The organism is Protofrankia coriariae (genome assembly GCF_001017755.1).
GTDB lineage: Bacteria > Actinomycetota > Actinomycetes > Frankiales > Frankiaceae > Protofrankia > Protofrankia coriariae.
Genome location: NZ_JWIO01000059.1, coordinates 6176 through 18273, shown reverse-complemented (window position 1 = coordinate 18273; position 12098 = coordinate 6176). Strand labels below are relative to the sequence as shown.

Genomic DNA, 12098 nt, shown 5'->3' with positions numbered 1-12098 from the left:
CCCGCTTCTCGCGGCGGGCCGCCGAGCGGACCAGCAGCCGGGGGTTGTCGCGGCGGATGGTGTTGGCGCCCACCAGGATGGCGTCGACACCGGCCCGGACCTCGTCGACCCGGTCGAAGTCGGCGTCGTTGGACAGCAGCAGCCGCCGGTCGGTGGCATCGTCGATGTAGCCGTCCACGGACATGGCCACCGACAGCAGGACGTACGGCCGTTGGGTCACGCGCAATACTCCAGGCTCGTCTTGGCCCGCCAAGTTACTGAACTTACACACGCCGGGCCCGGATAGCCTTGACTCCTCCTCGTGGCAGGCAAAAAGGGTAATACAGACCAAGGACGATACGGACCATGGAAGTCGTCATCGCGAGAAAGTCAGGGGTGAGCCGGTCACCGAACCAGGCGTTCGCGTACACCAGGTCCTGGAGCCGGTCCTGGCGGGCCACACCGAAGAACGGCTGGTCGGCGACGAAGCCGAAACCGGGGTGCACGGCTGGCGCGGCCGGGCATCCGCCGTTCGTCCGACGCAGGAACGACCGGTAGCCGGCGGGCAGGGCGTACCCCAGACGCTCCTCCACTTTCTCCATCACCTCGTCGGACAGCCGCTGCGTGAACCGGATCCGTGGCGGTGCCCCGCCCTCCACCGGCAGGCCGCGGCGGGCGCGATCGGCCCGGCCGGTACTCACCCCACCCAGATGCCGGTACGCACCATGCAACTCGACGGGGACGAGGGCGATCCGGCGCGGCCCGGACAGCAGCACCGGCAGGTGCGCCCAGGTCCACCCGGCCGGGGTGGCACCCGCGGGCAGACCAGCCCAGAGCGGATCTCCGCTGGCGGCCATGGTGTTGTTGGCGGTGAGCACGTCGACCACGCGTGCCTCGTCCACGCCGAGATCGGGCGAGCACGGTGGCAGCCGGACGACGGCACGCGCGTACGGGATCCAGTCGGGGAAGCCGTGCGGCCCTACCGGGATTCCGTCGCGGTACCGGACGCGCAGCACCGACGAAGCGGGATGGACGATCTGGAACGCGTACCGGCCGCCGGGAATCACGCGGTGCTCCCGCGCGGGCGAAGCGGTTCCGTGCGGTACAACCATCGCTCTCCTTTCTTCCCTCGCGCCTGTCCGGAACGCTGAAACCGTCCCGACGCCAACTGTCCCCGCCCGGCCTTCGGCCGGCTACACCCTTTGTAACGCGCTGGTGCGGTAACCGGCTATCCTTATGAGGAGGAGGTTTGATGCGACGGCTGCCGGCAGTCGCCGCAGTGCTGGTGTTCATGGCCGGCTGCGGCACCTTTGGCGACAGGGGTGGGCCAGCTCCCCACCGCGAAGAAAAAATGGATCATGTCATCTTCTACCAGATATACCTGCGGGGCGGGCCCGGCTTCAAGATCTATCTGAACTACACCGACGCCACCGGGAAGCAGCAACACGATGAGAGCATTGCACCGACCTGGTTCCGACAGATCACCGTGCGGTATCCCGATGTCATGCTGGTGGCGATCTCCGGTACCGCCGTTCCCGAGCCGGCGACACTCACCGGACTGGCCGTCCAACTTCCCTCGGCGGAGTGCGTCCTCACGGTCGACGACGAAATTGTCGATCAGCGGGCCTCGAGCTTCCCGACGTGCCAGGCGACGCTGACCGCCACGACCCACCCCGTTCCGAGACGCTCCCCAATTTGATCAGTTCTCCAGCGACAGCCATGCTTTGAAGCGATACGCCTTCGGGTTGATCCGGACGTGGCCGGACGGGTCGACAACCGCCCAGTTGGCGTCGAACGCGAAAAGATACAGCGGATCACCGGCGGGATCAAAAGCACCCGGGACAATCCCCTCCCGGAACGCGGCATCAACCAGCCGCTCCCGATCAAGGCCGAATCGCTCGACGGCCTCCGACTCGTCCCGCCCACCACCCATATGCCCGCTCATGCCCTCCGTCGGAATGTTCAGCGGGGTCGCTTCGACCCAGTCGATCAGCTCTGCGGAGTACCCATAGAAGCGGTAGAAGTCATCCAGGTCATGAAAGTCGCCCGCGCGGGCGGCCAGGTCGACAGCCAGCGCCTCGTCCCCCCGCGGATGCCACCGAGTTGAATACGGCTCGGTATAGAGATCCGCGTAGATCTGGTCCAAGGCCAACGGGCCGAAGGCAACCGCCGGCCCGTCCCCGGTGACAACCGCGAAGATCTGCCGCCGATCACTGTTACTCTGCAGGAACCGGCAGATCTTACCAACACCCACCATCATCAACCAATCCGGTCAGCACACCACGGTGGAAACCGTCGGCCAACGGACACCTCCACCTACACGACGCCCGCCAGGAACTCTTCTCGACGAAAACATGCGGACGCGGAGGAACCGCCCGCCCGGGAGGTGCACGATACTGGTCGCATGCCCGACGACGACGTGCGAACCGTTACCGTGTTCACCCGGCCCATGGACGAGGACGGCTGGTCAGCAGAGGAAGTCACTCTCGAACGACCTCCTGGCGGCGACCTGACGCTACGCTGCCACACCTCGGGCCGCGTCATAGAAATGATCATAGGGGAGGGTGGCACCGAGTACCGCCGGACGTGGACCGTCAGAACCGAACACGTACCACGGGTGCTACGGGCGGCCCTCCGGGATCTGTTCACCGATACCGCGGCGCTGCGCACCTGGCTGGCCGACACCGGAATCCCCACCGCCGCCGAGGAATGGCAAGGCCACCCGATCCGGCCACTGGACGAAGACCGCCTCCTCATCGAGGCCGTACGCACGGTCATCGGCACGGAGGAAAACGACGAAGGAACCACGATCGCCGACAGGTTCACCACATGGCTGACAGAACAGCACATCGGCTACGAGGCCGGCGAACAAGTCACCAACGCCGACTGAATCAGCCTCACAGGTGACCAGCATTTCCGATTCCCCACAACCAGGTCGGCCCGCCTAGCGCCCGGCGAGTCGGTCGAGAAAATCACCATTCGCCTACCGGTTGGAAAGCCTGTCGAACAACCGCTGGAACCGCTGCGCCTCCTCGCCGGCCGGCGGGCATTCTCACGCTCGCCGCATCGATGGACACCTGGTACCGCCGGGCGCATCCAGACTGGAACAGCTTCTCAGGCGAGATTTTTCGACAAGATCTACATCAGCCGTGAACAGCGGGAACCCCAGCAAGGATCGAACTATCCGGGAAGCTGCCGCTCGACTCGTCGCACCTGGTCGGAGCGAAGCGTGACGGCAGCCACGGTAGCACCGTCTTCATCGACGAACTCCACCTCATATGCACGGCGCGGCCGATCGAAGATGTGGACGACAGTGCCTGTGTCACCGGCCTTGATGCCGTATTCCGGCAGATCCACCAGGGTGGCCACGATCTCCAGGAGTTCCACGTCAGCCCTTCCTCGGCAGGAACAAAATGGTTGTCAGCCGCGGCACGTCCGACCCTGTTTCAACGATCCATCCGGACCGCACGACGATCGTGCCGCTCGGGCCCGTCAGTAATATATCAACACTCCACCGCCGGCCATACTCGTCGCGCTTGCCGAGAATGGGCTCTCCATGCCGGACACCATCGAGAACCTGCCGCCGGATCTCGGCCACATCACCGACATCCAAACCAGTGGCCGAGCGGATGACGCGATACTTGTTCCTTCCGACCGGATGATCGGGATTCATCGCATATCCTTCGATCTTACGATCATCGAGCACGGCGATATCGAAGTTCGGCGGTACGCCAGAATCGTCCGTGGGTGCCGGGGACGGCTGGTCGGCGGCGGGCGGGAGACGACCCCTTTCCCGCTGTCCGGGAAAGACGAGGTCCGGCGGCTCGCTCTTGGCCTTTGTCCCTCCCGTCGCCCCTCCCGTCGCGCTGGTTGGCTCTGCTGGAACCTCCAGGCGCAGGATTGATGTGATGTCACCGGGCCGGGGAACGGGTGGCGTCGGCTCTCCCGGCGGTGCCAGACCACCAGGTCCGCCGCCCCCTACGGGTCCGCCGCCATGTACGGCTGGTGTCTGCGCGGTTGAACCTGTCCTTCCCCGGCCCGGCAAAGCGTCAAGGAGGCTGCGTGCGGCGTTGCCCGGTGGGTAGTGCTCATCCAGGAAGTTACGCAGATCGAGCGCCCGCTGCCGTTGGACGTCGAGATCTGCCAGTACGTCCCTGACGTGTTCGACCCACGCCGGCAGGCGCCGCTGGCCGATCTCCGCCACAGCGGCCCGCACGGCGGCGGGATCCAGGTCGCCGTCCGGTCCAGTAGCGGCGTGGAGCGCGTCACGCAGCGCCTGGACCGTGATGCCGTCCCGGACGGTCGCCGCTCCGCCGAGCTCGCGCGGAACGTACCTGGTGTCGCCGAAGAACAGGCCGGCGCCGGTGCCCTCGCCCACCACGACAGGCACCCCGGCCCGGGCGGCCTCACTGGCCACCAGGCCGAACCCCTCGTGGATCGACGGCATCATGACCAGATCCGCGTGGTGCAGATCGCCGATGAGCTCTGCCTTGTTCGTCGTGAAGGGCTTGACCACGACCTCGGTACCGGCGATCTCGGACAGCAGCCTGGACTGTGCGGCAGCGGCCGCGCGGTCGGGCGCCCCGCGAACCGTCAGCCGGATATCCATGCCCTGCCGGCGCAGCTCGGCAACGAGTCCGGCGGCGAAGTCCACGCCCTTGATCGGATCGCCGGCCCTGCCCTGTATCGCGATCTCGAAGCCTGTGCGGTCGGCCGGGCGGGGCGGCGGGTCGCCCGGCACCGCCGGCATGTCGGAAATGATCTCGTGTACCGGCGGCGGACTGTCCGGTGTCGTGTCGCCTCCGAGCTGAGCCGGGCAGCCTCCCCGCCCAGCAACGGCCCGACCCCCGCGATGAGATCCGCGCCAGCCATCAGCGCACGCTCGGTCCGCGCATGCTGAAGCCCCTCCGCCGGGTTGCTGCGCAACGCGTCCAGGACCTCGGGCGAGGTATGAAGCACGTGGACGTAGCTGGCGCCGGGGTAAACATGCTCGACGAGCCACTTCGCGGCGCCCCCGCTGAAACGAGAATGGCCGACCACGACGTCCACGTGCGGCGGAAGGTTGTCGGGCAGCATGAACATCGCCCGTCCGTCCGGCTCGCCTTTCGCGTCGAGCACACCCCACACGTGCCTGACGCCGGTCACGTGGACGCCCGGCGCCGGGTCCGCCTCCAGCCGGCTATGATCACGGAAATCCACGGTGGATACGCGAGCATGCACCTCAGCACCGGCAGCACCGAACGCCTCGGTCAGCTCGCGGTTGGCGGTCGGCACGCCACCCCGGTTGGACCACCACTCCGTGGACGTCGTCAGCACCCGCAGCCTGCCGTCCGTGGGTGTCTCGGTGTACCCCGCCGACGGGTCCACCCCACCCCGGCGCAGCACCACCTCACGCGGCGACAGCTCCCGCTGCCATGTCGCATCGTCCACCCGGGCGGCCACCCGTGCGGCTCTGTCGCCGAGGGTGAGGATCGCGTCATGCAGGCCCTGCGCTCCGCCCACTCCGTCCTGGCCCGCCGTGGACGGCATCTCGTGCACCGGCGGCGTGCGCTTGAGACCGAGCCCGTCGAGCATCGATCTGACCGGGCCGGCCACATCGGGACCAGCCGCTACGACGAGGTCCGCTCGGGCGATCACCTCGCTATGCGCCGGATCGGTGGGTACGGCGTCGAGTATCTGGACAACCTGCGCGTCCGGGTATGCGTCCCGGCGCACGTCCGCGATGCCTGCTGTCTGGCGGTACCCGATGATGACGTCCGTGTCGGCCGGCAGCCCGTCGAGGCGCAGCAGCGGGCTGAGCCGCCCGGTGATGCCGGGGATCGGTCCGACACCGACGACGCGGAGCCCGGGCCCCAGCTCTCTGGAGGGCACGTCCGGCTGACGCAGCACAACCTGATCACCGATCTCGCTGAGCCCCCTCGACAGGCGCTCCAGCAGACTCGCGTGTCCCGGTCCGCCCGGCCCCGCATCGAAGCCGAGTATGTGCAGCTGGACGGTGGGCTGGTCCGTCAGCGCCCGAGCCGCTTCGGTCGGTGTGCTCGGCGGTGGGTCGCCGACAGCCGTGACATGGGCTCCTGACGCGTGCGGCTGGACACCGGCCGTCCCGCCCGGCCGGGCCTCGACAGGCGTCCTGACAGCCTGGGCCGCCTCGGCCTGGAGACGGGCGACGGTCTCGTCGATCTCCGCCACCGACTTCGGCACCACCGTGCCACCCTCGCCCGGCCCGGTGAGGTGCTCCCGCACCCACCGCACAACCCGCTCAGGCGTCTCCGGCGCGGCGAGGATGTCCCGCACCCACTCGGGAGTCAGTGCCCGTGGCTCGGCCGGCTGCGCCGGCACCACATCACGGAAACCGACCTGGTCCACGCCCACAACCGGCACATCCGCGCCGACAGGCTCCTCCAGCGACACCAACCCGCCCGGCTCCCGCGGCAGCTGAGACGGTACGGCAGGGCCGCCCCCGGATGGGAGCGCCGTATCCGGAGGCGATACCGGAACCACCCCGTCCGGGATGCGCCCCTCGCCCCGCGGCAGAGCCTCTACGCCGCGTACGAGCCCTTCGCCGGCCAGACCGCCCCACTGCGATGGGCCCGCAAGATCTTGACGAACACCGCCGCGAAATCCCCGTCCCGGTTCCCGTCCTGCGGGCTCCCCTGTGCCGACTCCTTGTCGATGATCAGACGGCGGTCCATCTTCGGGTACCCGAAGATGTACTCGACCTCCTGTCTGTCTTCCCGGACCTTCTCGAAACCCACCAGAATCGCCATCGGCAATCCCCCGTCCCCACAAGGTGTCAAGATTCTCACCAGTACGGCCCGGCCGTACATCCTGCCAGTTGTAAACACTGTTGGCGTATCCATGCACCTGCGGGTACGTCGCGTCGGGATACCCCCGCAGATAGTCGGACTCGGCGAGCTCATGCTCGAGAAGACCGAGATCTCCACTGAGATGACGGCCCTCACGCAACCGAATCCACGCCTCGGCTATGTCGGGGTCCGCGTCGAACCGCTGGCGTATGAAACCACCCTCATAGTCGCTGACGAGATGCTCGTCGACCATGAGATGGCGCTTGATCTGAGCGATCTCCTCGGGCGTGAAGCCGATCCTGCCGCCCGGGCGCTCCACCGCCGCCAGGTTGCCGGCGATGTCCGCGACGTCGGCGTCACCCGCCCGGAACCGGTCGTAGGCGCTGTCCGCCCACTCCCAGGCCGCCACCTCGTCGCGTGGCCTGATCGACGCGCCGGTCATCGCGTCCGCCAGCGGCGCATGGTCGGAGTGCGCGGGCTCGACGTGGCGGGACGTCTCGACATGGCCGGACGTGGAGTGCGGGCGCGGAGAGCGAGAGCCGGCGGGCCCGTCGTGGGCCGCGGCCGCGGGCCGGTCGGGTGGCCCGGCCGGCGGGCGATCCGAGCGGATCAAGCGCTCCGGCGCAGCGGTCTGCTCCGCCGGAACCGAAGGCCGCTCCCCCGGCCGCTCGGACGCTCCACTCGGCGGGCCGTGCTCGGTGTGCGCCGGTGAGACGACCTCGGAGTGCGCAGAAGGAGGGCTGTTGTCGTGGCGTACCGGCGGGGCGTGGTCGAAGCCGGCGGGCCCGTCGTGACGGGGGGGTGTATCAGGGTACGCGGGGCGCGTACCGACCGGAGGCCGGCCGTGGGGCGGCGTACCGTCCCCGGCACCATGCGGGCCGCCACCGCGCAGGGCGTCGTCGCGCGAACCGCCGTTGCGCGAACCTGCGCCGTGCGAACCGGCGCCGTGCGAACCGGCGCCGGACGGCGACGGTCGGCCGTCCGGGTTCGTGCCGGGCGGAAACTCGCGGACAGGCGCGTCGATCGATGGCCGGACGGGCGCGTCGAGCGACGGCAACTCGGTGGCCGGCTGCCGCGGCTCATGGGGACCGGCGAACGGGTCGGTGAACCCCGGCTCTCCCGGCGTGGCGTCCGGCCTCGGGGTGGAGACGTCACCGGGCAGACGCTCGATGACGTTGCCCTCGACGTCCATCCGGACGATCTCCGTCGGTCTGAAGCCCTCCCCGCCGAACCGCGCGCCGAACGTGTCCCGGCCTGCGACGTCGATGCCGACCGCGGTGTGTGCCCCCGCGTCGTGCGCCAGCATGCCGATGCGGCCATGCTCGCCGGGGACGGCCACGACCTCCTGCCCGATCTTCAACGGCAGCGGCCGCACGGACGTCTGGACATGGTTCAACGTGCCGAAGAGCGCTCCCGCGGCAGCGCCGTGACCTGCGCCCGACGCCACGTCACTCCAGCTGAACGCCTCTCCCTTGACGAAGTGGTCGTAGGTCTGCGTGCCCAGCGCCAGGGTCCCGCCGGCGACCCCGCCGCCGAGGACGTGACCCAGCGGGCTGCCCCACATGCCCGCGCCGAACGCCGCACCCGATACCGCGGACAGGCCCGCCTCTCCGAAGTCGACCGCGCCGGGAGCCCGGTGACCGTCGGCGACCTGGAAGAACTGACCGAGGAGGTTCCCGCCGCCCATGATGCCGGCGCCCATGGCCATCCGGGTGCCGAGATACCGGGCGAGCTCGTCGCGGAACGAGACGTTCGCGGCCATGTCCGCGGCCTCGCGGCCGAGGGTGGCCCTCGTGACCTGTTGGGCCAGCTCTCCCGCGGCCAGGCGAGCCACGTGCGACTCGGCTGAGCGCGCCGCGACCCTGGCGCCGAAGTTCCTGGCCAGCTGTTCTTCGAGCTCGCGGGCCAGTTGCTGCTGGATGAGCGCCCGCCCCTGTTGGGTGAGCGCCTTGGCGCCGACCTCCCGCTCGAGTGAGCGGAGCAGGTTCTGCCCGACCATGTCCCGCAGCGCCTCGGCGGCCATCCGGTCGGCGACGCCGCGGGCGATGACGTTCCTGGGCAGGATCCCCCGCAGCAGGTTGGCCGGCAGGTCACGGAGGAGGTTGAGCGCCTCCCGCCCCAGCGCGGGGAACGCCGTACGCAGGGCGTCCGGCAGCGCCGAGCGGGCCGTGATCGGGGCCGTTTCCCGGGCGAGGGTGAGCGTGCCTTTGTCGACCACCGAGGGCAACGCCCGGACGAGGAGCGTGGGCAGCGCATCGAGCATCGCGCGGATGGAGATGCTGCTGATGGCCCTCATGATGGCGGCGCGGGCCGCCTGGATACCGGCCTGGGCGGCGCCGACGGCTGCCGGAACACCACCCGCCGAGGCGCCGAACGAAGGGATCAGAGCAATTATGATCATGACGAGGCTGATGGCGAGGATCATCAGGTTGATCCCCACCATGAACTTCATGAGTTCGACCTGGAGGGCGAAGCCGTTGACGCCCTCCTGCAGGGCGCCCATGCTCTCGGCGGTGCTTCTCAGGCTCTCCAGATACTGGTACCAGCGCTCGGGGAACTTCTCCGCGGCGGCGCNGGCGGCGCCGCCGCGCCAGTTCTCGAGGATGCCGTCGGCGGCTTTCCCCAGCTCCTGGTGGGAGTTGGCCAGCAACTCGGCCGCCGCACCGTACGCCTTCGCCAGCTCGTAGAGCTTGTCCTCGTCGGCCTCGGGAACCTCCCCGTAGAGGATGTTGCCGACCAACGTACCGGTGCCGGGCAGATACGGCTCGACCNGCTCGACCTCGTCCGCGAGCCACGTCATGAACTCGAGGATCCAGCTCGAACTGCCGGACAACCGTCGTCCTTCCCGCTGTGACCCGCCGACAGGTGACCCGGACCGGCTCGCTGTACCCGTCAGGTGCCGGTCGTGATCCGCCGAGCGCTGGCCGTGCCGTTACCGCTCGCCTCTTTGATCTCCGCGGCGCCCTGCTCGTCGGCACGCTGGTAGTTCAGCATCGCGTTCGTGACGAAGTCGGCGACGGCTGTCAGCCCCGCACCGAGCTGCCCGGCCTGGTGTTTCACCGCCGCGTTGGCCGGCATGGCCCCGTCCTCACCCGCATCGACCTGCTTGTGGTAGGTCCGCAGGAACTCGTCAGTGAAGCGGTCCGGCGGGAACATCGCCGGGACGTCCAGGTTGTCGATCGCGGCGAGCGCGCTGTTCACCGAGTTCGTCAGGTTCTCACCCTGGCTCCGCAGACTGTCGGCGGCGTCGAGGATGTCCGGGATGCTGCTCGTGATGTCGAGGGGGTCGTCACCGCCCACGTTCTTCGTCCGTCCTCTTCCTTGGCAGGTCGCCGTCGTGGCCGTACGCCAGCTCGTCGATGTCCATGCCACCGATGCTGCTCAGGCGCATGTCACTGGGCAGACTCCCGTCGACGATCTCCTTGGTCTGCCGTTTCGCGTCCTCCGTCGCGGACCGTACGGTCGCCACGATGGTGGCAGCCAGCGCCTTCGAGTCAGGCCTGCGGTAGACACGCGGGTCGATCTCAAGCTCGATCAGGTGCCCACGACAACGTCCTACGACGGCGACAACCACAGGACCGGTTCACGGACCGAGGAGACCACGTACAGCGGCAGCGAGGTCACGAAGCGGAGCACGCAGACCCGTGGCCCCGACGACAAGGTGACCGGCACGACGACGACCGAGACCAACAGCGACGGTACGCAGACCATCACCACGACGAGCGGCAACAACAAGCGGGTGGTCGAGATCGGCGAGGAGACCGAGGGCGAGACGTCCGGTTCGCTGGACAGTCCGGCCCGGGACGCCATGGACGACATCAAGACCCACAACTACCCGATCGCGCCCTGGGCACTCGGGTAGGACGGGACGCGGAGGACCTGGCATGGCGGAGGGTGGCTGGAGGAACCTCCCCGTCTACCGCGGCGGCGGGCCGAACGGCAGCGGGATGTGGTATGAGGAGCCCGACTACGGCACCGTCGAGTTCACCCCGGCGGCGAGCGGCGACGGCAGCGACGGGGAGCCGATCGAGGTCATCCGCCGCCGAATCATGAACCAGCACCCGGAGGACATCTCGGCGCTGGCCGACCAGTGGCAGAACGCGTACAACCTGCTGTCCAGCATCAGGCAGCAGCTGCTCGACCAGAGCAACATCCTCTACGAGCAGGCCTGGCGGTCCGCGCGGGCCCGGGACGCCTTCATGGAGAAGGGCCCGGGCGAGGCACTCGCGTACCTCCAGGACTGGATGGACGCCGCACTGGACAACGTCAACGGTCTGCGCGCGCTGGTGGACATCGCCCAGCGGTCGCGCGCGGACATGGAGAACCTCTGGAACCGGTACCAGTCCGAGATCGAGGACGCCTCGAACGCGGATGGTTGGACGAGATTCGGGCAGGGCTTCCTGACCGGGGCGTCGCTGGGATTTTACGACGGCGAGGCGGGCGTCCAGAAATCGGAGCAGGAAGCCGTCCGGAAGAAGCAGCAGGAGTTCAACAAGCTGGCCCAGGAGCTCGCCTTCAACGTCGGCAACCAGTACGGCGAGACGTTCTCGACGCTGGGCGGCGGGCACGGGGCGCTGTTCAGGCCGATGAACGCCGTGTTGAACACGGTGGGCCACCCGCCGTTCCCCACGATCGGCGCCGGCCCGTCCTCGCTCGGCGGGCCGGCGGGCGGGCCGGGTGCCGCACCCACCATCACCCCACCGAACGCGCTGTCCAACCCGCCGCTCCCGACGCCGGGCGCCCCACCGTTCCAGCCGGCCGACGTGACCCCGCCGGTAGCCCCGGGGCAGGTTCCCGTGCCGACCGGCCAGCTCAACTCGCAACCGGATGTCGCACCTCCGCCGGCAGCCAACCCGGTGTTCAGTCCGGTGGCGCTGCCGGCAGCTCTGGTCGCGCCCCCGCCGGCGGCCAACCGGGCGTCACGGCCGGCGGGGGCGCNCGGGGGCGCCCGCCGTGACGCCGCCACCCGGGCTGCCCGCCGCCGCTGCCGCGCCCGCGGTGGCGAAGGCAGCGCCGAACGCGGCGAACGCGGCCCTGCGGTCACCGTCCGCCCTCAGCAGGCTGAGCACCGGCACCAAGATCAACGCCAGCGGCCTGAACAGCGGCCTGATCCAGGCCAGGGGCTCCGGGACACCGACCGCCGGGGCGACGCCGGGTGCGCTGCGTTCCCCGGCAGCCGCGCCGCCGCCAACAGGGGGCCGGGGGCCGCGGGAGAAGCAGCCGCCAGGTGCCTCGAGGCGGGAACCGCAGGGGCCGGGCGTCAAGGGCCCCCTCGAGGAACCGTTCAGCGGTACACCGGCGGGCACGGCCCCG

General features: G+C 69.2%; 10 protein-coding genes and 2 pseudogenes (1 of these 12 cut by a window edge). 3 read left to right on the top strand and 9 right to left on the bottom strand.

Annotated elements, in window-relative coordinates:
- Together FrCorBMG51_RS22520 and FrCorBMG51_RS22515 are read right to left on the bottom strand one after the other, a co-directional pair.
- Positions 1–220 carry the 5' end (the start) of a RibD family protein gene (locus FrCorBMG51_RS22520; RefSeq protein WP_047225012.1) on the bottom strand. The gene continues 479 nt to the left of window position 1, outside the view, so the window shows 220 of its 699 coding nt (coding positions 1–220); the start codon lies at positions 218–220; its stop codon lies beyond the left edge, outside the window.
- A 43-nt stretch (positions 221–263) separates the two neighbouring features.
- A complete protein-coding gene (locus tag FrCorBMG51_RS22515) occupies positions 264–1091 on the bottom strand; it encodes an SMI1/KNR4 family protein (protein WP_235433822.1) in 828 nt (275 codons plus the stop codon).
- A gap of 140 nt (positions 1092–1231) precedes the next feature.
- Here FrCorBMG51_RS22515 and FrCorBMG51_RS22510 point away from each other — a divergent pair, with 140 nt between their 5' ends.
- Positions 1232–1678 (top strand): hypothetical protein, encoded by a 447-nt coding sequence (locus FrCorBMG51_RS22510; protein ID WP_139342459.1) that lies wholly within the window; start codon positions 1232–1234, stop codon positions 1676–1678.
- Here the strand turns inward: FrCorBMG51_RS22510 and FrCorBMG51_RS22505 are convergent, their stop codons facing one another.
- Positions 1679–2242 carry a hypothetical protein gene (locus tag FrCorBMG51_RS22505; RefSeq protein ID WP_162233277.1) on the bottom strand — a complete coding sequence of 188 codons (564 nt, stop codon included), beginning with the start codon at positions 2240–2242 and terminating at the stop codon, positions 1679–1681.
- A 141-nt stretch (positions 2243–2383) separates the two neighbouring features.
- Here FrCorBMG51_RS22505 and FrCorBMG51_RS22500 point away from each other — a divergent pair, with 141 nt between their 5' ends.
- On the top strand, positions 2384–2869 hold the full coding sequence (locus tag FrCorBMG51_RS22500) for a hypothetical protein (RefSeq protein ID WP_047225009.1): 486 nt from the start codon (positions 2384–2386) through the stop codon (positions 2867–2869).
- 290 nt (positions 2870–3159) lie between these two features.
- On the opposite strand, the gene FrCorBMG51_RS22495 is transcribed toward FrCorBMG51_RS22500, so the two are convergent.
- The 6 genes and pseudogenes from FrCorBMG51_RS22495 to FrCorBMG51_RS32115 all read right to left on the bottom strand — a co-directional run.
- Positions 3160–3366 carry a DUF4926 domain-containing protein gene (locus FrCorBMG51_RS22495; protein WP_047225008.1) on the bottom strand — a complete coding sequence of 69 codons (207 nt, stop codon included), beginning with the start codon at positions 3364–3366 and terminating at the stop codon, positions 3160–3162.
- A gap of 1 nt (position 3367) precedes the next feature.
- Positions 3368–4729, bottom strand: coding sequence for a DUF6883 domain-containing protein (locus FrCorBMG51_RS25805; RefSeq protein WP_052914952.1), 1362 nt, complete (start codon positions 4727–4729; stop codon positions 3368–3370).
- A gap of 56 nt (positions 4730–4785) precedes the next feature.
- Positions 4786–9585 (bottom strand): annotated as a pseudogene (locus FrCorBMG51_RS35175) (WXG100-like domain-containing protein); the annotation flags it as partial.
- 92 nt (positions 9586–9677) lie between these two features.
- Positions 9678–10085: a hypothetical protein gene (locus FrCorBMG51_RS22480; protein WP_047225007.1), complete on the bottom strand. Its 408-nt coding sequence runs from the start codon at positions 10083–10085 to the stop codon at positions 9678–9680.
- Positions 10075–10254 carry a hypothetical protein gene (locus tag FrCorBMG51_RS32120; protein ID WP_235433828.1) on the bottom strand — a complete coding sequence of 60 codons (180 nt, stop codon included), beginning with the start codon at positions 10252–10254 and terminating at the stop codon, positions 10075–10077. The genes FrCorBMG51_RS22480 and FrCorBMG51_RS32120 overlap by 11 nt, the downstream gene beginning before the upstream one ends.
- 3 nt (positions 10255–10257) lie before the next feature.
- A pseudogene (locus FrCorBMG51_RS32115) lies at positions 10258–10359 on the bottom strand (YbaB/EbfC family nucleoid-associated protein); the annotation flags it as partial.
- Between FrCorBMG51_RS32115 and FrCorBMG51_RS28725 the strand changes: the two are divergent.
- Positions 10324–10647, top strand: a complete 324-nt coding sequence (locus tag FrCorBMG51_RS28725) for a hypothetical protein (RefSeq protein WP_157180626.1) — start codon at positions 10324–10326, stop codon at positions 10645–10647. The pseudogene FrCorBMG51_RS32115 and the gene FrCorBMG51_RS28725 sit on opposite strands and share 36 nt — an antisense overlap.
- Positions 10648–12098 lie beyond the last annotated feature (1451 nt).

Coding starts and splice junctions, on each gene's coding strand:
- FrCorBMG51_RS22515 (WP_235433822.1), bottom strand. CDS start 1,091: ATGGTTGTACCGCACGGAACCGCTTCGCCCGCGCGGGAGCACCGCGTG.
- FrCorBMG51_RS22500 (WP_047225009.1), top strand. CDS start 2,384: ATGCCCGACGACGACGTGCGAACCGTTACCGTGTTCACCCGGCCCATG.
- FrCorBMG51_RS22510 (WP_139342459.1), top strand. CDS start 1,232: ATGCGACGGCTGCCGGCAGTCGCCGCAGTGCTGGTGTTCATGGCCGGC.
- FrCorBMG51_RS25805 (WP_052914952.1), bottom strand. CDS start 4,729: ATGCCGGCGGTGCCGGGCGACCCGCCGCCCCGCCCGGCCGACCGCACA.